This is a genomic window from Mesorhizobium sp. M0217 (genome assembly GCF_040321955.1).
GTDB lineage: Bacteria > Pseudomonadota > Alphaproteobacteria > Rhizobiales > Rhizobiaceae > Mesorhizobium.
This window is the reverse complement of the sequence record NZ_JAMYSN010000002.1, coordinates 452233-476298: the sequence shown is the minus strand read 5'-3', so window position 1 is coordinate 476298 and position 24066 is coordinate 452233. Positions and strand designations below refer to the sequence as shown.

The 24066-nt window shown below is 63.1% G+C and carries 22 protein-coding genes and 1 tRNA gene; 20 read left to right on the top strand and 3 right to left on the bottom strand.

Features of this window, described 5'->3' with window-relative positions; genetic code table 11:
• Position 1 precedes the first annotated feature (1 nt).
• The 19 genes from nuoF to NKJ18_RS06740 all read left to right on the top strand — a co-directional run bounded on the left by nuoF (position 2) and on the right by NKJ18_RS06740 (position 21089).
• Entirely contained in the window at positions 2-1306 is a 1305-nt protein-coding gene (gene nuoF / locus NKJ18_RS06830) for an NADH-quinone oxidoreductase subunit NuoF (RefSeq protein ID WP_023670819.1), read from the top strand.
• A gap of 72 nt (positions 1307-1378) precedes the next feature.
• Positions 1379-2071 carry a helix-hairpin-helix domain-containing protein gene (locus NKJ18_RS06825; RefSeq protein WP_023690305.1) on the top strand — a complete coding sequence of 231 codons (693 nt, stop codon included), beginning with the start codon at positions 1379-1381 and terminating at the stop codon, positions 2069-2071.
• Between the two features lie 11 nt (positions 2072-2082).
• Entirely contained in the window at positions 2083-2364 is a 282-nt protein-coding gene (locus NKJ18_RS06820; protein ID WP_023690954.1) for a pentapeptide repeat-containing protein, read from the top strand.
• A complete protein-coding gene (gene nuoG / locus NKJ18_RS06815) occupies positions 2364-4445 on the top strand; it encodes an NADH-quinone oxidoreductase subunit NuoG (RefSeq protein ID WP_352758007.1) in 2082 nt (693 codons plus the stop codon). Before NKJ18_RS06820 ends, nuoG begins: the two co-directional genes overlap by 1 nt.
• 2 nt (positions 4446-4447) lie before the next feature.
• Complete coding sequence (gene nuoH / locus NKJ18_RS06810) at positions 4448-5491, top strand: NADH-quinone oxidoreductase subunit NuoH (RefSeq protein ID WP_023735918.1); 1044 nt, start codon at positions 4448-4450, stop codon at positions 5489-5491.
• Positions 5491-5982 carry an NADH-quinone oxidoreductase subunit NuoI gene (gene nuoI / locus NKJ18_RS06805; protein ID WP_023685203.1) on the top strand — a complete coding sequence of 164 codons (492 nt, stop codon included), beginning with the start codon at positions 5491-5493 and terminating at the stop codon, positions 5980-5982. The genes nuoH and nuoI overlap by 1 nt, the downstream gene beginning before the upstream one ends.
• A gap of 123 nt (positions 5983-6105) precedes the next feature.
• Complete coding sequence (locus NKJ18_RS06800) at positions 6106-6726, top strand: NADH-quinone oxidoreductase subunit J (protein ID WP_023690957.1); 621 nt, start codon at positions 6106-6108, stop codon at positions 6724-6726.
• 1 nt (position 6727) lies between these two features.
• Positions 6728-7036, top strand: a complete 309-nt coding sequence (nuoK, locus tag NKJ18_RS06795; protein WP_023670810.1) for an NADH-quinone oxidoreductase subunit NuoK — start codon at positions 6728-6730, stop codon at positions 7034-7036.
• 10 nt (positions 7037-7046) lie between these two features.
• The gene (gene nuoL / locus NKJ18_RS06790) at positions 7047-9020 is read left to right on the top strand and encodes an NADH-quinone oxidoreductase subunit L (RefSeq protein ID WP_023833862.1); all 1974 of its coding nucleotides are present in this window, start codon (positions 7047-7049) and stop codon (positions 9018-9020) included.
• Positions 9020-10525, top strand: a complete 1506-nt coding sequence (locus NKJ18_RS06785) for an NADH-quinone oxidoreductase subunit M (protein ID WP_023690959.1) — start codon at positions 9020-9022, stop codon at positions 10523-10525. The genes nuoL and NKJ18_RS06785 overlap by 1 nt, the downstream gene beginning before the upstream one ends.
• A gap of 18 nt (positions 10526-10543) precedes the next feature.
• Complete coding sequence (gene nuoN, locus NKJ18_RS06780; protein ID WP_023706136.1) at positions 10544-11980, top strand: NADH-quinone oxidoreductase subunit NuoN; 1437 nt, start codon at positions 10544-10546, stop codon at positions 11978-11980.
• Positions 11981-11984: 4 nt separating this feature from the next.
• Positions 11985-12806 carry a biotin--[acetyl-CoA-carboxylase] ligase gene (locus tag NKJ18_RS06775; protein ID WP_023670806.1) on the top strand — a complete coding sequence of 274 codons (822 nt, stop codon included), beginning with the start codon at positions 11985-11987 and terminating at the stop codon, positions 12804-12806.
• A 32-nt stretch (positions 12807-12838) separates the two neighbouring features.
• Positions 12839-14512: a ribonuclease J gene (locus tag NKJ18_RS06770; protein ID WP_352447589.1), complete on the top strand. Its 1674-nt coding sequence runs from the start codon at positions 12839-12841 to the stop codon at positions 14510-14512.
• Positions 14513-14609: 97 nt separating this feature from the next.
• On the top strand, positions 14610-15014 hold the full coding sequence (mce, locus tag NKJ18_RS06765) for a methylmalonyl-CoA epimerase (protein WP_023685207.1): 405 nt from the start codon (positions 14610-14612) through the stop codon (positions 15012-15014).
• A complete protein-coding gene (locus NKJ18_RS06760) occupies positions 15011-15295 on the top strand; it encodes a DUF1467 family protein (protein WP_023670803.1) in 285 nt (94 codons plus the stop codon). The genes mce and NKJ18_RS06760 overlap by 4 nt, the downstream gene beginning before the upstream one ends.
• A gap of 729 nt (positions 15296-16024) precedes the next feature.
• Positions 16025-17353 carry a proline--tRNA ligase gene (proS, locus tag NKJ18_RS06755; RefSeq protein WP_352595434.1) on the top strand — a complete coding sequence of 443 codons (1329 nt, stop codon included), beginning with the start codon at positions 16025-16027 and terminating at the stop codon, positions 17351-17353.
• A 104-nt stretch (positions 17354-17457) separates the two neighbouring features.
• Positions 17458-18696 carry a lipoprotein-releasing ABC transporter permease subunit gene (locus tag NKJ18_RS06750; protein ID WP_031194713.1) on the top strand — a complete coding sequence of 413 codons (1239 nt, stop codon included), beginning with the start codon at positions 17458-17460 and terminating at the stop codon, positions 18694-18696.
• A complete protein-coding gene (locus NKJ18_RS06745; RefSeq protein WP_023685211.1) occupies positions 18693-19376 on the top strand; it encodes an ABC transporter ATP-binding protein in 684 nt (227 codons plus the stop codon). Before NKJ18_RS06750 ends, NKJ18_RS06745 begins: the two co-directional genes overlap by 4 nt.
• Positions 19377-19838: 462 nt before the next feature.
• Positions 19839-21089, top strand: coding sequence for a site-2 protease family protein (locus NKJ18_RS06740; RefSeq protein ID WP_352758006.1), 1251 nt, complete (start codon positions 19839-19841; stop codon positions 21087-21089).
• 21 nt (positions 21090-21110) lie between these two features.
• Here the strand turns inward: NKJ18_RS06740 and lipB are convergent, their stop codons facing one another.
• Positions 21111-21854: a lipoyl(octanoyl) transferase LipB gene (gene lipB / locus NKJ18_RS06735; protein WP_352758005.1), complete on the bottom strand. Its 744-nt coding sequence runs from the start codon at positions 21852-21854 to the stop codon at positions 21111-21113.
• A 338-nt stretch (positions 21855-22192) separates the two neighbouring features.
• Here lipB and NKJ18_RS06730 point away from each other — a divergent pair.
• A tRNA-Leu gene (locus NKJ18_RS06730) sits at positions 22193-22277 on the top strand.
• Between the two features lie 197 nt (positions 22278-22474).
• Here the strand turns inward: NKJ18_RS06730 and NKJ18_RS06725 are convergent.
• Both NKJ18_RS06725 and NKJ18_RS06720 read right to left on the bottom strand, forming a co-directional pair.
• Positions 22475-22708 carry a GcrA family cell cycle regulator gene (locus NKJ18_RS06725; protein ID WP_352519642.1) on the bottom strand — a complete coding sequence of 78 codons (234 nt, stop codon included), beginning with the start codon at positions 22706-22708 and terminating at the stop codon, positions 22475-22477.
• A 234-nt stretch (positions 22709-22942) separates the two neighbouring features.
• Positions 22943-24022, bottom strand: coding sequence for a sensor histidine kinase (locus NKJ18_RS06720; protein WP_352758004.1), 1080 nt, complete (start codon positions 24020-24022; stop codon positions 22943-22945).
• Positions 24023-24066: the final 44 nt, after the last annotated feature.

Here is a 24066-nt window from a genome sequence, read left to right as displayed (position 1 = left end):
CATGCTGGCTGACAAAGACCGCATCTTCAACAACATCTACGGCCTGTTCGATAAGTCGCTGGCCGGCGCGATGGCGCGCGGCGCCTGGGACAACACGCCCGGCATCATCGCCAAGGGGCGCGAGTGGATCGTCAACGAGATGAAGGCGTCAGGCCTGCGCGGCCGCGGCGGCGCCGGCTTCCCGACCGGGCTGAAATGGTCGTTCATGCCCAAGCAGAGCGACGGAAGGCCGAGCTATCTCGTTGTCAACGCCGACGAATCCGAGCCCGGCACGTGCAAGGACCGCGATATCCTGCGCAACGATCCGCACACGCTGGTCGAGGGCTCGTTCATCGCCGGCTTCGCCATGGGCGCGGTCGCCGCCTACATCTATGTGCGCGGCGAGTTCATCCGCGAGCGCGAAGCGCTGCAGCGCGCCATCGACGAGGCCTACGAGGCCAGGCTGATCGGCAAGAACAACACGTCCGGATACGATTTCGACATCTACATGCATCACGGCGCCGGCGCCTATATATGCGGCGAGGAAACAGCACTTCTGGAAAGCCTCGAAGGCAAGAAGGGCCAGCCCCGGCTGAAGCCGCCATTCCCGGCCAATGTCGGCTTGTACGGTTGTCCGACTACCGTGAACAATGTCGAGTCAATCGCGGTCGCGCCGACCATTTTGCGCCGTGGCGCCGCCTGGTTCTCGTCCTTCGGCCGGCCCAACAATGTCGGCACCAAGCTGTTTTGCATCTCCGGCCACGTCAACAATCCGTGCACCGTCGAGGAGGCGATGTCGATCCCGTTCCGCGAGCTGATCGAAACCCATTGCGGCGGCATTCGCGGCGGCTGGGACAATCTCCTGGCGGTCATTCCGGGCGGCGCTTCGGTGCCGCTGGTGCCGGCCGAGCAGATCATCGATGCGCCGATGGATTTCGATGCTTTGCGCGACCTGAAATCCGGCCTTGGCACGGCGGCTGTCATCGTCATGGACAAATCGACCGATATCGTGAAGGCGATCGCCAGGCTTTCCTATTTCTACAAGCATGAGAGCTGCGGCCAGTGCACGCCATGCCGCGAAGGCACCGGCTGGATGTGGCGGGTGATGGAGCGGCTGGTGCGCGGCGAGGCGCAGAAGCGCGAGATCGACATGCTGCTCGACGTCACCAAACAGGTGGAGGGTCATACGATCTGCGCGCTGGGCGATGCCGCGGCATGGCCGATCCAGGGCCTGATGCGGCATTTCCGCGGCGAGGTGGAGCGGCGCATCGACGAGTTTTCGCGCAACGCGCACCGGGCCGAACCGGTGATGGTGGCTGCTGAGTAGATTGAAATCGGGCGCAAGCCCCGGACGGAAATATAGGGGCGGGGCTGACGAAGAAACGACCAGGAGATGTCTATGGCGCCCTATTCGAACCCTTTGATGCCCAATTTGGACCAGCTTGAGAAGATGAACCAGGATTTGACAAGGATGATGCCGAAGGAGATGGCCAGCGCCGTCAACCTTCTCGCGCATCCTGTCGCGGGTGCCGCCGCCATGTCGGCGCTGGGCTTCGGCCTTGCCAACCATGCCTTTGGCGTGTGGCTAGGCGCCTTGTCGGGTGCTGCCGAGGCATCGCAGCGGATTTTCCAGCCGATCATCGACGATTTCGAGCAGCGCACCCAAGAGTTCTCCGAGACCGCGCCGGCCACCAAGGCGCGCGCGGCGACCAGAACCCTGATCGCCGAGGCGCAGAGTTTTGCCCAGGATGTGACCGATATTGCCGCTCGCACCGTCGATGCCGAGCCGGAGAAGACCGATGCCGTCGCCGAAGGCGCGACGATCGGATTGATGCCGGAGGATTTCAGACAGCCCAAGGCCGTGGCTCGTCCGGCCAAGCCGTCGGATCTCAAGGCGATCACCGGCGTTGGACCGAAGCTGGAAAAAGTGCTGAACGGCCTCGGCATCTGGACCTTTGCCCAGATCGCGGCGTGGACGCCGGAAGAGATCGCCTGGGTCGAGGACTACCTGTCGCTCACCGGCCGAATCGGCCGCGACGAGTGGACCCGCCAGGCCGCGGCGCTGACGCTGGCCGCCAAGGCGAAGAAGTAGGGGTGGCAGGCATGGAGATCCACGACAGGAGCGATGTTCTCGATGTGCGCAATGCCATCGTCAGCAACTCCAGATTTGACGATGTGAACTTGTCGAACACGCAGTTTCACAACGTCGACCTGTCGGCGGCCGTTGTGGACGACGCGAACCTCTCGGACGCGTTTTTCAGCAATGTGAATATGAGCAATTTGAAGATAGAAAACGCTGAAGTCGCCGGCATGATGATCAATGGCATCAGGCTGAGCGATCTGTTTCAGGCATATGAGACGGCGCAGACCGCCGGGGGCAATTGATGGCAAAGCTCAAGGTCGACGGGAAAGAGATCACTGTACCCGACCACTACACGCTGCTGCAGGCGGCCGAGGACGCCGGCGCGGAAGTGCCGCGCTTCTGCTTCCATGAGCGGCTGTCGATCGCCGGCAATTGCCGCATGTGCCTGATCGAGGTGAAGGGCGGGCCGCCGAAGCCGCAGGCCTCCTGCGCCATGAATGTGCGCGACCTGCGTCCGGGTCCGAATGGCGAGGCGCCTGAAATCTTCACCAACACGCCGATGGTCAAGAAGGCCCGCGAAGGCGTGATGGAATTCCTTTTGATCAACCATCCGCTGGATTGCCCGATCTGCGACCAGGGCGGCGAATGCGACCTGCAAGACCAGGCGATGGCCTTCGGCGTCGATTCCTCGCGCTATCACGAGAACAAGCGCGCGGTCGAAGACAAGTATATCGGCCCACTGGTCAAGACGGTTATGAACCGCTGCATCCACTGCACGCGCTGCGTTCGCTTCACCACGGAAGTTGCGGGCATTTCCGAGCTTGGCCTGATCGGCCGCGGCGAGGATGCCGAGATCACCACCTATCTCGAAAGCGCCATGACCTCGGAGCTGCAGGGCAATGTCATCGACCTCTGCCCGGTCGGCGCGCTGACGTCGAAGCCGTTCGCCTTCCAGGCGCGGCCGTGGGAGCTGACCAAGACAGAATCCATCGACGTCATGGACGCCGTCGGCTCGGCAATCCGCGTCGACAGCCGTGGCCGCGAGGTGATGCGCATCCTGCCGCGCGTCAATGAAGCGGTGAACGAGGAGTGGATTTCCGACAAGACCCGCTTCATCTGGGACGGATTGCGCACGCAGCGCCTCGACCGCCCCTATGTCCGCAAGGACGGAAAGCTGGCGCCGGCCAGCTGGGCCGAAGCGTTCGTTGCGATCAGGGATGCGGTGTCGAATGCGGCGCCCGAGAAAATCGGCGCGATTGCGGGCGATCTTGCCGCCGTCGAGGAAATCTACGCGCTTAAGCAGCTTATGGCTGCGTTGGGCTCGAAGAACACCGATTGCCGCCAGGACGGCGCCGCACTCGATCCCGCGCTCGGCCGCGCCAGCTACATCTTCAACCCCACCATCGAGGGCATCGAGCAGGCCGACGCGGTGCTGATCATCGGCGGCAATCCGCGCTTCGAGGCCTCGGTGCTCAATGCCCGCATCCGCAAGCGCTGGCGGATCGGCAATCTGCCGGTCGGCGTCATCGGCGAGGTCGGCGACACGCGTTACGACTATGAACAGCTCGGCGCCGGTCCGGAGTCGCTGAAAGACTTGGCCGATGGCAACGGCAAGTTCTTCCAGGTGCTGAAGAAGGCGACGCATTCGCTGATCATCGTCGGCCAGGGCGCACTATCGCGTGCCGACGGCGCGGCGGTGCTCGGCCAGGCGGCGAAACTCGCCACGGCCGTGAACGCTGCCCGCGCCGACTGGAACGGCTTTGCCGTGCTGCACACTGCGGCCGCGCGCGTCGGCGGTCTCGATGTCGGCTTCGTGCCTGGCAAGGGCGGCAAGAACGTTGCCGGCATGCTGGGGGAGAGCGAGGTTCTGTTCCTGCTCGGCGCCGACGAGATCGACATGTCCAAGACCGGCGGCGCCTTCGTTGTCTATGTCGGAACGCATGGCGACGCCGGTGCGCACCGCGCCAATGTCATCCTGCCGGGAGCCGCCTACACCGAAAAGTCCGGCACCTATGTCAACACCGAGGGACGCGTGCAGCAGACCAACCGCGCCGGCTTCGCGCCGGGCGATGCGCGCGAGGACTGGGCGATCCTGAGGGCATTGTCCGATGTGCTGGGCAAGAAACTACCCTTCGATTCGCTGCAGCAGTTGCGCGCCAAACTCTATGGCGAATACCCGCATCTCGCCCGCATCGATCATGTTGTCTCAGGCAACCCCGACGACATCGCCAGGGTGGCGAAGCTCGGCGGGCGGCTGAACAAGGGCACTTTCACCTCGCCGGTCACGGATTTCTATCTGACGAACCCGATCGCGCGGGCCTCCGCCGTCATGGCGGAATGCTCGGCGCTGGCGAAAAACGGCTTCAGGCAGGCGGCAGAGTAGACATGGACACTTTCTTCTCCTTCTATGTGGTGCCGACGCTGATCATCCTTTTAAAGTCGGTCGTGCTGATCGTCGTTTTGCTGATCGGGGTTGCCTACCTGCTTTACGCCGACCGCAAGATCTGGGCGGCGGTGCAATTGCGCCGCGGCCCGAACGTCGTCGGCCCGTGGGGCACGCTGCAGGCTTTCGCCGATCTGCTGAAATTCGTCTTCAAGGAACCGGTCATTCCGTCCGGCGCCAACAAGGGCGTGTTCCTGCTGGCGCCGCTGGTGTCGGCCGTGCTGGCAATCTCGGCCTGGGCGGTCATTCCCGTCAATGCGGGCTGGGGGATCGCCAACGTCAATGTCGGCATCCTCTACGTCTTCGCCATCTCCTCGCTCGAGGTCTACGGCGTGATCATGGGCGGCTGGGCGTCCAACTCGAAATACCCGTTCCTCGGCGCGCTGCGCTCGGCGGCGCAGATGGTGTCCTACGAAGTCTCGATCGGCTTCGTCATCGTCACCGTGCTGCTCTGCGTCGGCTCGCTCAACCTGTCGGACATCGTGCTGTCGCAGCAGGATGGGCTGGGCACCAAGCTTGGCCTGCCCAACAGCTTCCTCGACTGGCACTGGCTGGCGCTGTTCCCGATGTTCGTCATTTTCTTCATCTCGGCGCTGGCCGAGACCAACCGCCCGCCCTTCGACCTGGTGGAAGCCGAGTCGGAACTCGTCGCCGGCCATATGGTCGAATACTCCTCGACGCCGTTCCTGTTGTTCTTCCTCGGCGAATATGTCGCCGTGGTGATGATGTGCGCGCTGGCCACCATCCTGTTCCTCGGCGGCTGGCTGCCGCCCTTCGACTTCGCCCCCTTCACCTGGGTGCCCGGCGTGATCTGGTTCGTGCTCAAGATCTGCCTGATGTTCTTCATGTTCTCCATGGTGAAGGCCTTCGTGCCGCGCTACCGATACGACCAGCTGATGCGGCTGGGCTGGAAAGTGTTCCTGCCGATCTCCCTGTTCATGGTCGTTGCCACCGCGGCCTTCCTCAAAATCACGGGGTTTGCGTGATGTCCGCTTTTGGCCAGGCCGCAAAATCGCTGCTGCTGCAGGATTTCGTCAGCGCCTTCTTCCTGTCGATGCGCCAGTTCTTCGCGCCGAAGGAAACGATCAACTATCCGCACGAGAAAGGGCCGACCAGCCCGCGCTTCCGTGGCGAGCATGCGCTGCGCCGCTATCCCAATGGCGAGGAACGCTGCATCGCCTGCAAATTGTGCGAAGCGATCTGTCCGGCGCAGGCGATCACCATCGAGGCCGGCCCGCGCCGCAATGACGGCACTCGCCGCACCGTGCGCTACGACATCGACATGGTGAAGTGCATCTATTGCGGCTTCTGCCAGGAAGCCTGCCCGGTCGACGCCATCGTCGAGGGGCCGAATTTCGAGTTCGCGACGGAGACGCGCGAAGAGCTTTACTACGACAAGGACAGGCTGCTGGCGAATGGCGACCGCTGGGAGCGCGAACTGGCGCGCAACATCTCGCTGGACTCGCCCTACCGCTGACATTTGACGCATGGACGGGGCGAGGGGCCTCGTCTAAGGACAACGCAACTTGCCGGCCGGAGGCGGTCGCAGAAATCAAACAGGACGGATGTCCTGTTTGGACAGGAACCCGGGGGATCCCCAATGCTGAGTGGACTAGAGGCGGCCTTTTTCTACCTCTTCGCCTTTGTCGCGGTGGCGTCGGCCTTCATGGTCATTTCGTCGCGCAACCCCGTGCATTCCGTGCTGTTCCTGATCCTGACCTTCTTCAACGCCGCCGGCCTGTTCATGCTGACCGGCGCCGAGTTCCTGGCGATGATCCTGCTTGTCGTCTATGTCGGCGCGGTCATGGTGCTGTTCCTGTTCGTCGTCATGATGCTCGATGTCGACTTCGCCGAGATGAAGGAAGGCGCCCTGCAATATGCGCCGATCGGCGCGCTGGTCGGGCTGATCCTGGCGGCCGAGCTGATCGTGGTGCTCGGCGGCTACACCTTCGCGCCGCAACTGGCCTCGACGGTCTCCAAACCCATCCCGGATCTTGCCGCGCGGACAAACACCGCAGCACTCGGCGACATCCTCTATACGGACTACCTCTACTACTTCCAGATTTCGGGCCTCATCCTGCTGGTCGCCATGATCGGCGCCATCGTCCTGACGCTGCGCCACAAGGAAGGGGTCAAGCGGCAGTCGATCGCCGCCCAGGTCGGCCGCACGCCGGCGACAGGCATGGAAATCCGCAAGGTCAAGTCGGGCGAGGGGCTCTGAGATGGTCGTCGGCATCGCACATTACCTGACCGTATCGGCGATCCTGTTCACGCTCGGCGTGTTCGGCATCTTCCTGAACCGCAGGAACATCATCGTCATCCTGATGTCGATCGAGCTGATCCTTTTGGCGGTCAACATCAATTTCGTCGCCTTCTCGGCGGCATTGGGCGATCTCGTCGGCCAGGTGTTTGCCCTGTTCGTGCTGACGGTCGCGGCCGCCGAAGCGGCCATCGGTCTTGCCATTCTCGTCGTCTTCTTCCGCAACCGCGGCTCGATCGCGGTCGAAGACGTGAACCAGATGAAGGGTTGACGGGGCTAACATGTATCAAGCGATCGTCTTCCTTCCGCTGCTCGGCTTCCTGATTGTCGGCCTGTTCGGCAATGCGCTCGGCGCCAAGGCATCGGAATATATCACCTCGGGCTTCCTGGTGATCTCGGCCGTGCTGTCCTGGGTCGCCTTCTTCTCCGTCGGCTTCGGCGAAGGCGAGGTGTTCACCGTGCCGGTACTGCGCTGGATCCAATCCGGCGGCTTGGACGCGTCCTGGGCGCTCAGGATCGATACGCTGACGGTGGTCATGCTGGTGGTGGTCAACACGGTGTCGGCGCTGGTCCACATCTATTCGATCGGCTACATGCACCACGATCCGAACCGGCCGCGCTTCTTCGCCTATCTGTCGCTGTTCACCTTCGCCATGCTGATGCTGGTGACGGCGGACAATCTGGTGCAGATGTTCTTCGGCTGGGAAGGGGTGGGTCTCGCGTCCTATTTGCTGATCGGCTTCTGGTACAAGAAGCCGTCGGCCAATGCCGCTGCCATCAAGGCCTTCGTCGTCAACCGCGTCGGCGATTTCGGCTTCGCGCTCGGCATTTTCGGCGTCTTCGTTTTGTTCGGCTCGGTCAATCTCGGCACCATCTTCGCCAATGCCGCGACGTTCATTCCGGCTGAAGGCGCGCCGCAAGGGGCCGCCGTGCTGACCTTCCTCGGCTATGCGCTGGACAAGCAGGCGGCCATGACCATCGTCTGCCTGCTGCTGTTCATGGGCGCCATGGGCAAGTCGGCGCAGGTGCCGCTGCACACCTGGCTGCCGGACGCGATGGAAGGCCCGACGCCGGTTTCCGCGCTGATCCATGCCGCCACCATGGTGACGGCCGGCGTGTTCATGCTGGCGCGGCTGTCGCCGCTCTTCGAACTGTCGCATTCGGCGCTCACGGTGGTGACCTTCATCGGCGCCTTCACCGCCTTCTTCGCGGCGACCGTCGGCCTGGTCCAGAACGACATCAAGCGCGTCATCGCCTATTCGACCTGCTCGCAGCTCGGCTACATGTTCGTCGCGCTCGGCGTCGGCGCCTATGGCGCGGCGATCTTCCATTTGTTCACGCATGCCTTCTTCAAGGCGCTGCTGTTCCTGGGCTCCGGCTCGGTCATCCATGCCGTCTCCGACGAGCAGGACATGCGCAAGATGGGCGGCCTGCGGAAGCTCATTCCGAAGACCTACTGGATGATGGTGATCGGCACGCTGGCGCTGACCGGCGTCGGCATTCCGGTGACCGTCATCGGCACCGCCGGCTTCTTCTCCAAGGATGCCATCATCGAGGCTGCCTTTGCCGGCCACAATTCGGTCGCCGGCCTCGCTTTTGTCCTGCTGGTCATCGCCGCCTGCTTCACCTCCTTCTACTCCTGGCGGCTGATCTTCATGACCTTCCACGGCGAGCCGCGGGCGAGCCACGACGTCATGCACCATGTCCATGAATCGCCGCCGGTGATGCTGGTGCCGCTGTTCATCCTGGCCGCGGGCGCGCTGTTTGCCGGCGTTATCTTCCATGGTGCCTTCATCGGCGAAGCCTATGCCGAATTCTGGAAGGCCTCGCTGTTCACGCTGCCGGACAACCACATCCTGCACGAGATCCATGAATTGCCGCTGTGGGTCGAGCTGGCACCGTTCGTCGCCATGATCATCGGCTTTGCCGTCGCCTGGAAGTTCTACATCCGCTCGCCGGAACTGCCCCGGAGCGTCGCCGCCAACCATCGGCTGCTCTATGCCTTCCTGCTCAACAAATGGTACTTTGACGAGCTCTACGACGTCCTGTTCGTGCGGCCGGCAAAGGCGCTGGGCAGGTTCTTGTGGAAGACCGGCGACGGCACCATCATCGACGGGCTCGGCCCTGACGGCATTTCGGCGCGTGTCGTCGACGTCACCGACCGCGTCGTCAAGCTGCAGACCGGCTATCTCTATCACTATGCCTTCGCCATGCTGATCGGCGTGGCCGCACTCGTCACCTGGATGATGCTCTGATGACCGCCTGGCCAATCCTCTCGCTGGTCACCTTCCTGCCGCTCGTAGGTGTGCTGATGATCCTGTTCATCAGGGATGACAGCCCGAATGCGCGTCGCAACATCCGCGCCATCGCGTTCACGACGACGGCGGCCACCTTCATCATCTCGCTGTTCATCTGGACCGGATTCGACAATTCGCAGGCCGGCTTCCAGTTCGTCGAGAAGTTTGCCTGGCTGGATTCCGGCATCTCCTACCATATGGGCGTCGACGGCATTTCGATGCTGTTCGTCATCCTGACGACGTTCCTGATGCCGCTCTGCATCCTGGCGTCGTGGGAAGCGATCGACAAGCGCGTCAAGGCCTACATGATTGCCTTCCTGCTCTTGGAAACGCTGATGATCGGCGTGTTCTGCGCGCTCGACATCGTGCTGTTCTACGTCTTCTTCGAGGCCGGCCTGATCCCGATGTTCATCATCATCGGCGTCTGGGGCGGCAAGCGCCGCGTCTATGCCTCGTTCAAGTTCTTCCTCTACACGTTGGCCGGCTCGGTGCTGATGCTGCTCGCCATCATGGCGATGTTCTTCCAGGCGGGCACCACCGACATCCCGACGCTGCTGACCCACAACTTCCCGGCCCACATGCAGACATGGCTATTTCTGGCCTTCTTCGCCTCCTTCGCGGTGAAGATGCCGATGTGGCCGGTGCACACCTGGCTGCCCGACGCCCACGTCGAAGCGCCGACGGCGGGCTCGGTGATCCTGGCCGGCATCCTGTTGAAAATGGGCGGGTACGGCTTCCTGCGCTTTTCCCTGCCGATGTTCCCGCTGGCCTCGGAAATGTTCGCGCCGCTGGTGTTTACGCTGTCGGTCGTCGCCATCATCTACACCTCCCTGGTGGCGCTGATGCAGGAGGACATGAAGAAGCTGATCGCCTATTCCTCCGTCGCCCATATGGGCTTCGTCACCATGGGCATCTTCGCCATGAACCAGGAAGGCGTGCAGGGCGCGATCTTCCAGATGCTGAGCCACGGCCTCGTCTCGGGCGCGCTGTTCCTGTGCGTCGGCGTCATTTACGACCGCATGCACACGCGCGAGATCGACGCCTATGGCGGCTTGGTCAACAACATGCCGAAATACGCCACGGTGTTCCTGATCTTCACCATGGCCAATGTCGGCTTGCCGGGCACGTCAGGTTTCGTCGGCGAGTTCCTGACCATGCTCGGCGTGTTCCGGGTCAACACCTGGGTGGCTTTCTTCGCCGCCACCGGCGTCATCCTGTCGGCGGCCTACGCGCTCTGGCTCTACCGCCGGGTGATCTTCGGCGCGCTGACCAAGGAAAGCCTGAAGGGCCTGCTCGATCTGTCGACGCGCGAGAAGGCGATCATCTACCCGCTGGTCGTGCTGGTCATCTTCTTCGGCGTCTATCCCGCTCCCGTCTTCGATGCCACGGCCCAGTCGGTCAAGGCGCTCGTCACCAATGTCACCGCATCCATCGGCGCCGCGCAGACCGCGGCGGCGAACTGACCAGAGGTTTTGCGAACCATGACGCCGGACCTTTATTCCAGCCTTTCGCTCTCGACGCCGGAGCTGATCCTCGCCATCGGCGCGCTGGCGCTGTTGATGGTGGGCGCCTATTCGCGCGCCAACACTGCCATTCTGGTGACTGTCCTTGCCGTCGCCGTGCTGGTGATCGCAGGCCTATGGCTGATCTTTCCCACGGGACAGGGCGCAGCCTACGGCAACGCCTTCATCCAGGATCCGTTCTCCCGCTTCATGAAGGTGCTGTCGCTGATCGGTTCGGCGGTGACGCTGGTGATGTCGATGCGCTTCGCCAGGCAGGAGCATTTCGACAAGTTCGAATACCCGGTGCTGATCCTGCTCTGCACGCTCGGTATGATGCTGATGATCTCGGCCAACGGCATGATCGGGCTCTATCTCGGCCTCGAGCTGCAGTCGCTGGCGATCTACGTGCTGGCCGCGATCAACCGCGACAATCTGCGTTCGACCGAGGCCGGTTTGAAGTATTTTGTGCTGGGCGCGCTGTCGTCGGGCATGCTGCTTTACGGCATCAGCCTCATTTACGGCTACACCGGCAATGTCGGCTTCCAGGAAATCGCCTCGGCGCTTGGCAGCGGTGAGCGCCAGCTCGGCCTCGTCGTCGGCCTGGTCTTCGTTTTGGCCGGCCTCGCCTTCAAGATTTCGGCGGTGCCGTTCCATATGTGGACGCCCGATGTCTACGAGGGCGCACCGACGCCGGTCACCGCTTTCCTGGCGGCTGCCCCCAAAATGGCGGCGATGGCGCTGATCGTGCGCGTCACCATGGGCGCCTTCAAGCCGATCGCTTCCGACTGGCAGCAGATCATCGTCTTCATCTCGATCGCCTCGATGGCGCTCGGCTCCTTTGCCGCCATCGGCCAGACCAACATCAAGCGGCTGATGGCGTACTCCTCGATCGGCCATATGGGCTACGCGCTGGTCGGCCTTGCCGCCAACAGCCAGGCCGGCGTGCGCGGCGTCGCCATCTACATGCTGATCTATCTGGTCATGACGCTCGGCACCTTCGCCTTCATCCTCGCCATGCGGCGCAAGGAAGGCAATGTCGAGCAGATCAGCGATCTCGCCGGTCTGTCGTCGACCAACCCGATCATGGCGACGATCCTGACCATCCTGATGTTCTCGCTGGCCGGCATCCCGCCGCTCGCCGGTTTCTGGGGGAAATGGTACGTGTTCCTCGCCGCCATCAACGCCAACCTCTATGCGCTGGCGATCATCGGCGTGCTGGCCTCTGTGGTGGGCGCTTTCTACTATCTGCGCATCATCAAGATCATGTGGTTCGACGAACCGGCCGGCGGCTTCGTGCCGATGGCGGTTGAGCTGCGCCTCGTGCTTGGTGTCTCCGGCGCTTTCGTGCTGTTCTATGTGCTGATCGGCGGTCCGATCGCGACCTACGCCGAAGCCGCCGCCAAGACATTTTTCTGACCGGATGGCATTTCGGCTGGCTCCAACCTCTGAGACGGAAGGGTTCCGGCTCGAGGCGCATGACAGTGTGGGTTCCACCAACACGCTGGCGCTGGACCATGCAAGGGCAGGCGATCCCGGCAAATTGTGGGTCGTTTCCAAGAAGCAGGAAAGCGGCCGTGGCCGCCGCGGCAGGGCCTGGGTATCGCCCGAGGGCAATCTGGCGGCGACATTGCTGGTCATCACCGGCGGTGAGTTGCGTCTGGCGGCGACGCTGGGCTTCGTCGCCGGCCTGTCGCTGGCCGATGCGCTCGACGCCGTGGTGCCGAAGGGCAGGATCGCCATCGGCCTCGACGGCGCCAGCCAGGGGCAGAACCGCTTCGAGCTGAAATGGCCGAACGATGTGCTGGCCTCCGGCGCCAAGCTGGCCGGCATCCTGCTGGAATCGGCCATTCTCGATGGCGGCCGTTTCGCGGTGGCGGTGGGCATCGGCGTCAATGTGGTGGCGCATCCGCCGGATTTGCCGTATCCGGCGACATCGCTTCAGGCACTGGGCGCGACATGCGACGCCGAAACGCTGTTCTTGGCGCTGTCCGATGCCTGGACCGACAATGCCCGGCTGTGGGACGACGGACGCGGGCTCGACGCCATCCGGCGTCGCTGGCTGGCGCGCGCGGCGGGGCTTGGCGGCGAGGTTGCTGTCAGGATTGACGGGAATGTGGTGCGCGGTACCTTCGAGACCATTGACGCGGACTGCCGTTTCGTGATCCGCGATGATGAGGGGTCGGTCGTGACGGTAGCCGCCGGCGACGTGCATTTCGGCGCCGTCGCGTCGGCAAAGATTTAGGGCTGGTCGCAAGGGCCGGGAAGGGAAATTTGATGGCGAAAGCGCAAAACGCCGAACTCGTCTTCGTGCCGCTCGGCGGCGTCGGCGAGATCGGCATGAACTTCGCCCTTTACGGCTATGGGCCGCCTAGCGCGCGCGAGTGGATCGTCGTCGATGTCGGCGTGACCTTTCCCGACGCAGCGCACCCGGGCGTCGACCTGATCCTGCCCGATACCCGCTTCATCGAGGAGAACCTCGCCGGCCTGCGCGGCATCATCATCACCCATGCGCATGAAGACCATTACGGGGCGCTGCTCGACATCTGGCCGAAGCTGAAGGCGCCGGTGTGGATGACACCGTTCAGCGCCGGCCTGCTGGACGCCAAGCGCCAGGGCGAGCAGGGCGCGCCGAAGAAAATTCCGGTGACGATCTACCGGGCAGGCGAAACATTCACTGTCGGCCCGTTCTCGATCGAGGCCATTCCGGTGGCGCACTCGATCCCCGAGCCGATGTCGCTGGCGATCACCTCGCCGGCCGGCACCGTCATCCATACCGGCGACTGGAAGATCGATCCGGAACCGACGATCGGTCCGAAAACCGACGAGGCGCGGTTTCGCGCCTATGGCGACAAGGGTGTGCTGGCGCTGGTCTGCGATTCGACCAATGCGCTCAGGGAAGGCGAATCGCCGTCGGAAGTGGCGGTCGGCGAAGGCCTCAGGGGCGTCATCCAGAGCGCTGTCGGCCGTGTCGCCGTCACCACCTTCTCCTCCAATGTCGGACGCATCGTCTCCATCGCCAAGGCGGCGCGCGATGCCGGCCGCCAGTGCCTGGTGCTCGGCCGCTCGCTGAAGCGGGTCATCGATGTCGCCGGCGAACTCGGCTACATGGACGGGCTGCCGGAGTTCATCGCCGAGGAGGATTTCGGCTTCATCCCGCGCGAGAACCTGGTCATCATCTGCACCGGCAGCCAGGGCGAGGCGCTGGCAGCGCTGGCAAAACTGTCGCGCGACGAGATGAAATCGGTGTCGCTGACGGCCGGCGACACGGTGGTGTTTTCCTCACGCACCATTCCCGGCAACGAGAAGGCGATCCTCGAGATCAAGAACCGCCTCATCGACCTCGGCATCAAGATCATCGAGGATGGCGACGCGCTTGTGCATGTCTCCGGCCATCCCCGCCGCAGCGAATTGCGCAGGATGTATGAATGGGTGCGGCCGCAGATCGGCGTTCCCGTGCACGGCGAAGCCGCGCATCTGGTGGCGCAGGGGTCGCTGATGTCGACCTCCGGCATCGGCCAGGTGGCGCAAGTGCGCGACGGCGACATGCTGCGGCTGGCGCCGGGTCCGGCCACGATCATCGACCAGGTGCCGTTCGGCCGCATCTACAAGGACGGCAGGCTGATCGGCACCGACCAGGCGATGGGCATACGCGACCGGCGCAAGCTATCCTTCGCCGGCCATGTCGCGGTCAATGTCGTGCTCGACGACAAATATGAGCTCGCCGGCGATCCCGATCTGGTCGCCATCGGCGTCGCCGAGGCCGATGCCCGTGGCGAAAACATGGAAGATCTGATGCTCGACGCGGCCGTCGGCGCGGTCGACTCGATCCCTCGCCAGCGCCGCAAGGACCTCGATCTGGTGCAGGAAGCGGTGCGCCGCGCCGTGCGCGGCCCCGCCAACGAGGCCTGGGGCAAGAAGCCGCTGGTGACGGTGTTTGTGACGAGGTGAGGGAATAGGCAGTAGGCAGTAGGCAGTGGAGAAAAATGCAGATGTATCACTACTGCCTGCTGCCTATTCCCTACTCCCTTAACTTGTGGAGCACTTCATGCTGGGACGCCTGAACCATGTAGCACTTGCCGTACCGGACCTGGCCGCGGCGATTGCGGCCTATCGCGATACGCTTGGCGCGAAGGTCACCGCGCCGCAAGCGCTGCCCGAGCATGGCGTTACCGTGGTGTTCGTCGATGTCGGCAACACCAAGATCGAACTCCTGGAGCCGCTGGGCGAACGGTCGCCGATCGCGGCCTTTCTGGCGAAGAACCCCTCGGGTGGCATGCATCATGTCTGCTACGAGGTCGACGACATCCTTGTCGCGCGCGATCACCTCAAAGCGAGCGGCGCCCGCGTGCTGGGCGACGGCAATCCCAAAACCGGCGCCCACGGCAAGCCGGTGCTGTTCCTGCATCCCAAGGATTTCTTCGGCACGCTGGTCGAACTGGAGCAGGCATGAGCTGGATTTCGTTTGCCGCCCTGTTCTTCATCACCTGGTGGCTGATGCTGTTCATCGTGCTGCCGTTCAGCGTCAAGACGCAGGATGACGACCAGGACGTGACGCTGGGCACGGTTGCGAGCGCGCCGCGCGGACCGCATATGCTGCGCGCCGTGATCCGCACCACCATCGTCACGGCTGTCGTCATGGGGGTTTTCTACAGCCTGACGCACGGGCTGGGCTACAGCCTCGACGAAGTCCCGCACATCATCCCCGAAGCCAGCCAGGCACCGGCTAACTAACCACTTTCCCGCCGGCAGATCGGCTGGGATGTTTGTGTTTGTTTCGGAGCGCCAAACTCAAATTTTGTCTCGCCAGCCTGCGATGCGCAATAGGCGGCCAGGCATGGCCCACCCGCATTAGAATCACGCCTTGGTGTCAGGCTGACGCAAGCTCACGTGATTTGGGAACAGGTTGATCTAACCAGATGATCGGGCAAAAAAAATGCAAGGCACAAGGCCTTGCAATTTAAACGCGTTCCGATCTGTTTTCCGGTTTCCGGCGGCAGCGGGTAACCGCGCCTAGATCGCATCCTCCCAAGACTTTGACCGCGTAGGAGAGCAGATTTTTCTCCACCCTCTCGGTTATCGGGGCACACTAGCCTAACCCTGATGAAATTGTCACGCAGAATTTTGCCCGCAATCGGGCAATCTGTGCTGCAGTGCACAATAGTGCGGCAGGCTTTGCTTGCGAAACGAACAACGCCGGGGCTGCCGCATTAATGGGGCCAGGTGTGCCGCGTAGCCCGGACGCGCAAAGCGTGTGTGAGGACTTTGCAGTCAGGCGATCACTTTGCGTCAGAAGCATTATCGTTTTCGGTGCGAAGGTCTTTGGAAGAAGAATCGATTTTTGCGATTTCGGACCGATGCGACCGGTCGGGTTTCCATTCCGTCACGAAATAGCTATGAAGCCGGGGCAAGCAAGCCAGCCGCGCCGATTCCGGCGCAGCCTCCTCTCTCACGGACCTGTCCATGCGTTTGTCGCAGTTTTTCCTGCCCATCCTGAAAGAAAATCCGCGCGAGGCCGAGATCGTCTCGCACCGGCTGATGCTGCGTGCCGGCATGATCCGCCAGCAGGGGCAGGGCAGCTTTTCCTGGCTGCCGCTAGGCAAGCTGGTGCTCGACAAGGTCTGCCGCATCATCCGCGAGGAGCAGAACCGCGCCGGCGCTCTGGAAATCCTGATGCCGACCATCCAGTCGGCCGATCTGTGGCGCGAAAGCGGCCGCTATGACGATTACGGCAAGGAGATGTTGCGCATCAAGGACCGGCAGGACCGCGACATGCTCTACGGTCCGACCAATGAGGAAGTGGTCACCGAAATCGTGCGCGCCTACGTCAAGTCCTACAAGGATTTGCCGCTCAACCTCTACCACATCCAGTGGAAGTTCCGCGACGAGGTGCGGCCGCGGTTCGGCGTCATGCGTTCACGCGAATTCCTGATGAAGGACGCCTATTCCTTCGACCTCGATTTCGAGGGAGCCAAAGCCGCCTATAACCGCATGTTCGTATCCTATCTCCGAACGTTCACGCGCATGGGGCTGCAGGCCATTCCGATGCGAGCCGACACCGGGCCGATCGGCGGCGATCTCAGCCATGAATTCATCATCCTGGCCGACACCGGCGAGAGCCAGGTCTATTGCGACCGCGAATATCTGTCGCTGCAGGTGCCCGGCGAGAAAACCGACTTCGGCAATGACGGCGAGATCGCCGACATCGTCAAGACGTGGACGATGCCTTACGCCGCCACCGACGAGATGCATGACGAGGCGGCCTGGGACAAGCTTGGCGAGGCCGACCGGGTCTCGGCGCGCGGCATCGAGGTCGGCCACATCTTTCATTTCGGCGACAAATATTCCAAGCCCATGGGCGCCAAGGTGACCGGGCCCGACGGCAAGGATCATTTTGTTTCCGGCGGCTCCTACGGTATCGGTCCGTCGCGGCTGGTGGCAGCGATCATCGAGGCCAGCCATGACGATAACGGCATCATCTGGCCGGAAGCGGTGACGCCGTTCGACATCGGCCTGATCAACATGAAGGCCGGCGACGCCGAGTGCGACCGCGTTTGCGGCGAGCTCTACGCCGCCTTCACCAGCGCCGGCAAGGATGTGCTTTACGACGACACCGACCAGCGGCCGGGCGGCAAGTTCGCCACCGCCGACCTGATCGGCCTGCCCTGGCAGGTGATCGTCGGGCCGCGCGGCGTGGCCGCCGGCGAGATCGAGATCAAGAACCGCCGGACCGGCGAGCGCGAGACGCTGCCGGTCGCGGAGGCCAGGAAACGCTTCGGTGCAACCGCATGAGCGAAGCCGCGGCAGCGAAGTCTTCGGTAGCCCAGTCTCCGGTTGGCAAGTCTCCGGTCGCCAAGTCTCCGGTCACCAAGTCTCCGGTCGCCGGCCCGTTCTCCATGTTCGAACGCATGGTCGCCTGGCGTTATTTGCGGTCGCGCCGCAAGGAGACAGTGATCTCGGTCATCGCCTCGATCTCCTTCCTCGGCATCATGCTGGGCGTCGCCACGCTGATCGTCGTCATGGCTGTCATGAACGGGTTTCGAGCCGAACTTCTGACTCGCATCCTCGGCGTCAACGGCCATCTGATCGTGCAGCCGCTGGATTCGCCGCTTGAGGATTATGCGCAGGTCGCAGCCCGCATCAACGGCGTGGCCGGCGTCAAATACGCGATCCCGCTGATCGACGGCCAGGTGCTGGCGCAGGGCAATGTCGGCGGCGGCATGGGCGCGCTGGTGCGCGGTATCAGGGCCGAAGACCTCGGCAAGATCGCCATCGTCGCCCAAAACGTCAAGCAAGGCACGCTTGACGGCTTCGACTCCGGCGAGGGCGTCGCTATCGGCAAGCGCATGGCGGAGAATCTCGGCCTTGTGCTCGGCGACACCATCACGCTGATCTCGCCGGACGGCGATGTGACGCCGATGGGCACGACGCCGCGGCTGAAGGGCTACAAGGTGGCGGCGATCTTCGAGGTCGGCATGTCGGAGTATGACAGCTCCATCGTCTACATGCCGTTTTCCGAAGCGCAGCTCTATTTCAACATGGACGGCAGGGCGCAGACGATCGAGATCTATGTCGACAATCCCGATAATGTCGACGCGCTGAAACCGCTGGTCGATGCGGCGGCGCAACGGCCGATCGACATGGTCGACTGGCGCCAGCGCAACGAGACGTTCTTTTCAGCACTGCAGGTCGAGCGCAACGTCATGTTCATGATCCTGACGCTGATCGTGCTGGTGGCGGCGCTCAACATCATCTCCGGCCTGATCATGCTGGTGAAGGACAAGGGCCACGATATCGCCATCCTGCGCACAATGGGCGCCTCGCGCGGCGCCATCCTGCGCATCTTCCTGATGACGGGTGCTGCGATCGGCGTCACCGGCACGCTGGCCGGCGTGCTGCTCGGGGTGCTCATCTGCACCAACATCGAATCCATCCGCCAGTTCTTCTCCTGGATGACCGGCAAGGTGCTGTTCAACCCGGAGCTCTATTTCCTCAGCCAGCTGCCGGCAAAGATGGACCCGCGCGAGACCACCTATGTCATCCTGATGGCGCTCGGCCTGTCCTTCCTGGCAACGGTGTTTCCGGCATGGCGCGCCGCACGGCTCGATCCGGTCGAGGCCTTGAGATACGAATGAAGTCCGAGATCATTATCGAGCTGAAGAGCGTCGAGCGGCACTATGTCCAGGGGCCGCGCAAGCTCACCATTTTGAACGGCGCCGACTTTTCGCTGAAGCGCGGCGAGATGGTGGCGCTGGTGGCGCCGTCGGGCACCGGCAAGTCGACGCTGCTGCACACGGCGGGCCTGCTCGAGCGCCCCGATGCCGGCGACGTCATTCTGGCCGGCCGCGCCTGCGGACGGCTCTCCGACGACGAACGCACGGCAATCCGCCGCAACGATGTCGGCTTCGTCTATCAGTTCCATCATCTGCTGCCGGAGTTTTCGGCACTGGAAAACATCATGATGCCGCAGCTGATCAAAGGCCTTTCGCGCAAGGAGGCGTCGGAGCGCGCAGCACAGCTGCTCGACTATATGCAGATCGGCAAGCGCGCGTCGCACCGTCCGTCGGAGTTGTCCGGCGGCGAGCAGCAGCGCGTCGCCATTGCCCGCGCGGTCGCCAATGCGCCCTTGCTGCTGCTCGCCGACGAGCCGACCGGCAATCTCGACCCGGTCACCGCCTCCTATGTCTTCGAGGCGCTTGGCGCGCTGGTCAAGCAGTCCGGCCTTGCCGCGCTGATCGCCACCCACAATCACGAACTCGCCTCGCGCATGGACCGCCGGGTGACGCTGGCGGATGGCAAGGTCGTTCCGCTGTAGGCCCCAACTTCCTCATCCTAGGGTCTGCGCCGCGTCGCTGCGCTCCTTGCTCCGCCCTAGGATGACGAATTGATTGGTGCGTGTCGGCCGATCGCAAAGGCATGCGATGCGCCCTGCGTCAGCACTGCCGTCACCCCGTCAACCTTTCCTTAACCCTGCCCAAACCGGCTGTCAGGATTCGTCGGCATGCCGCTTTCCGCTCATTGACTTTCGAACAAAGTTAGAACAAAATACGAACATATCAACAACAGGAGAGAGTTATGAGCGATCTTGTTCAGGACGTCGTTTCGTTGGTGTGCATGAGTGCGTTTCTGGTTTCCATGGCTGTCTGGATCGGCGCCATGTGATGCAACTGCGGTTCGCCGCACTGTTTTAGGCGGGCAGGAAGGCGCTGTGCCGTTAAGCCTTTCTTGCCGCCATGACGCTAGGCTGCCCCGCCAAGACAGGGAGCAAAAACCTCAGGTGTCGCCGATCGTGACGGCCCTTCTCGTGGCCGGTAATCTCGGACTGATTTTCCTTCTGATGACCGCGCCGCTCGGTTTGCGCACGGTGCGGCTGAGCCGCGTGGTTGCCGTGGACCGGCAGCGCCTCTGGCAGGCGCTGTGGCCGCTCGGCAGCGATGCCGGCTGGTCCGGCGAGATACTCTCGGCCCAGCCGCTGGACGGGCAGGGCACGGCCCGCATCCTGCTGTCGTGGGAAGGCCGCGACGGCCAGCCGATCGAGCGCAGGTCGCGCTTCGAGGACGTCGTCGAAGGCAGTCGTTTTTCGATGCGGGTCATCGAGGATACCGCGCTCGACGCGTCGTTCTGGAAGGATTTTTACGAGACCACCGAACTCACCTCGGAAGGCGCCGGCACGCGCGTCACGCTCAGCCAGACCGATCGCTATCGCGGCGTCGCCTTCCTGGTGTTCCGCTACTTCGCCATGCGCCGCGAGCTCGGCAAGCTGGAGATCTGGGCGAGGACCGGACAGTATCGCAAGGGTGGCTGGTTCGAGCATCCGCTGAGCCAGGTCGGTTTCGCCGTTCTTTCGGCTTTCATCCTTTGGCCGTTCTTCGGGCTCAATCTCGGCGGCCTGGCGCTGGCTGCGATCCTGACCTCGGTGGTTGCCCTGCATGAGCTCGGCCACATGGCGGCCTTTCGGCTAACCGGCCATCGCAAGGCGCGGATGATCTTTATCCCGCTGCTCGGCGGCATCGCCATTGGCGGCCGGCCTTATGACAGCCGCTTCGAGGTCGCCTTCGTGGCGCTGATGGGCGCCGGCTTTTCCGCGTTCCTGGTTCCGCTGCTGATCGTCGCCAGCGGGCTCGCGTCCGGCGAGGGACATCGGCTCGCCGCGGCGCTTCTGGCGACGCTCGCCGGCTTTACCGCATTGTTCAACATCGCCAATCTGGTGCCGGTGTGGAAATTCGACGGCGGTCAGGTGCTGCGCCAGATCTTTCTTGGTCCGATCATGCTGGCACTGGCCTCGTTTTCCTTGCTGTCCGCCTTGCTGGCGATCGGCTGGCTGGCCGGTTTTTCCCCAAGCTTTCTGCTGGTGGCGGGCGCCGTCTTTGCCATCCTCAGCCTGCTGACCATGGGCAGCGGGGTAAGGCCGCGCCACGAACTGAAACCGATCCGCACCTTCGATCGTTTCGCCATCGCCGGCGCGCTGCTGGCGGTCTTCGCCATTCACGGCTATGGGCTGTTTTGGGCGTCGGCGAAGCTGCTGTGAGCGTTTGATCGAGGCGCGGTCTCAACTGGCCTTGCGGACCGGCTCTGCAGCCATGCCCGCCGCTGACCCAAAAACATCCTCGAAGGAAGACTTCAGCGCCAGGTCGAAATCGGCCATGGTCACGGGCAAGCCGAGGTCGACGAGGCTGGTGACGCCGTGGTCCGGCACGCCGCATGGCACGATGCCGCTGAAATGGCTGAGATCCGGCTCGACATTGACGGCAATGCCATGAAAGCTCACCCAGCGCCGCAGCCGGATGCCGATGGCCGCGATCTTGTCTTCAGCCGGCGAGCCGTCGGGCAGGGACGGGCGCTCGGGCCGCACCACCCAGACTCCGACGCGGTCCTCGCGGCGTTCGCCGCGCACATTGAAGGCGGCAAGCGTGCCGATGATCCACTGCTCGAGCGCGGCGACGAAGGCGCGCACATCCTCGCGCCGGCGCTTCAGGTCAAGCATGACATAGGCAACCCGCTGCCCCGGCCCGTGATAGGTGTATTCGCCGCCGCGCCCCGCGGCAAAGACCGGGAAACGGTCGGGGTCGATCAGGTCCTCGATGCGGGCGCTGGTCCCGGCGGTGTAAAGCGGCGGATGCTCGACCAGCCAGACCATCTCGGCGGCTGCACCCGCGCGGATCGCCTCGGCGCGCGCTTCCATCAGGGCCAGCGCGTCGGTGTAGCCGGTCAGGCCGGGCTCGATGCGCCATTCGACCGGCGCCGAACCCGGCAAGGGCAGGAACGACGTGGCGATCTGGCTGCGTTCGGTCATGGCTTTTTCGTTTTTCGCGTGATGCACGCCGGCTTGGCGAAACCGCCTTGCGCTCTGGGGCCAAATGCATTTGCCCTTCATATGGCGGTATCCGGCTGAAACGTCCAGTTCGCCACGCATTTCGGCCTTCGCGCACGACCCCGAAGATAGGAACGATCTTCGGAAAGGATCATGCGCCAAATCAAAGTGCTGCAGCGTCCTTTGCGCGTCCCACAGGACGCGCGGCGCTGTAGAGGCCGATATGCCAATTCGCGGCGATTATTGCGCGCCGCGCCCTTGTTTCGCCGGAAACGATTTGCTACACGCCGCGAGCCGGTTCGTTCCGGCTCCTACCACGGGCGGTCGTGGCGGAATTGGTAGACGCGCAGCGTTGAGGTCGCTGTGGGGCAACCCGTGGAAGTTCGAGTCTTCTCGACCGCACCAGTTATTTTTCGGCCATTGAAATCATTGCGACTTCTCAGGCCGTCGACGCCAAATCATCGCCTTTGGCGCTTGAACCGGCCAGCAGAGTTGCAACAAGAGGTTGCAGAGCCGCACGCGAACGCCGCTTGGCTCGCACCGGCCAGCCTCCTGCACCCGAGTCCCCGGCTTTGGCGGTGGCGGGCAGGGATGTGGGTGACCTAAGCGGCGCGTCGTTGCGTGAAATGGAGACCCGGACGGGCTCGACGAGGGTCAACGGCCGTCACGACGGTGTGGTGGTGATCGCAGTAGACGCGATCCGGCGACGTCGGCCCGGCACAAAAACGGTAGCCACCGGGTACCGAGCGGTCTTCGCTCACCGGGAAGCGGCACTGGTTGAGGCCTAGCTGAATGAGGGGGACGTCTCTCGACGCTGGTCTGATATTTTCACGCATGATGGTTTTCAGTTTCCTGGTTCATAGCCATTGCCGGCTGACGACCGCGGTGCGACCCGTCGGAGCTAGCTTCTCTCGTTTGGAGGGCTGTGGACCACATATGGTGCTGATCGCACCGTCAAAGAAGCCCGGCGCCCCGCTTCTGCAGCCAAATCGTTTGCGACTTAAGGCCACACCCGCGAGCGCCCGAAGCACCTGTCCGGCCGGGATTTGCCGGCGCGTCGTTACATAGCCTCAGTCCGTCGCCGCCGATCGCTTGAAGACGATGGTGACCTTGGTTCCCTCGCCGGCACTCGACTTGACGTCGAATTGCGCCTTGGCATTTTCGGTCAGCGACCGCGCGATCAGGGAGCCGAGCTTGCCTGGCCTGGGCCAGGTCTCACCCGTCGGCAGACCGATTCCATCATCGGCGACAGTCACCCGGCAACCATCGCCGCTGACGACGCTGTGCAGCGTGATCGTGCCGCCGTCGCGCCCGACGAATGCATGTTTGAGAGCGTTGGTCAGCAACTCATTGACGACCAGGCCTGTCGGCATGGCAACGTTGATGGATACCGGATAGGTATCCACCTTAAGGTCGAGGCGGATACCTTCGACTGCGTGCGACGCCATGACGGCGGACGCGATCTGGCTAAGGTACACGCCAAGATCCACCTCATCCTTCTGCTGGTCAGCCGACAAGGTCTGGTAGAGGATTGCCAATGCGTCTACCCGGCCGGCAAGCCTTTCGAAGCGCTTCTGGTCCGGTTCGGTGGCGTTGCGGGTTTCCATCCGGATCAAAGCGGTGATCATCTGCAGATTGTTTTTCACCCGGTGCTGCAGTTCGCGCAACAGGGTGTCCTTCTCCCGGATTAGCTCCTCTGCGGGTCGCGCGTCCTCGGTCTCGCCGTGGGCCGTGACGTCGACAAGCGCCACTAGCCGGAAGCAGAGCTTGCCGTTGTCGTCCTCGATCACGTTGGAATAAACGTCGACGATTGCCGGCTTGTCCTCGCCGCGCTCGAGGCGAAATGTGCCGACGAAATCGGTGTCTTCAACGACAGCCTCGGCGAGCGGCCTGTCCTTCTGCCGATGAAGCCCCCTGCCGGAAAGGGCCGCCCAGTTTTCCCGCGCAAGCTTCGGCGCCTTGAGGTCCGAGAGCTTCTCGAATTCGGGGTTGGCGTAGACGACACGCTCCTTCGCGATCAATTCCGAGACGGCGATCGCGATCGGCATCTGGTCGAGAAATTTCTTGAACTGGTCGCTTTCCAGCGCGGTGGCAAGGTCAGGCGTATCGAGCAATTGCTCGACAGCCTCAGCCTTTTCGGAGTCTGTCATCTCGGGGCCTGCGTGATGCGTGGAAGCCATCAATATCAGGCATG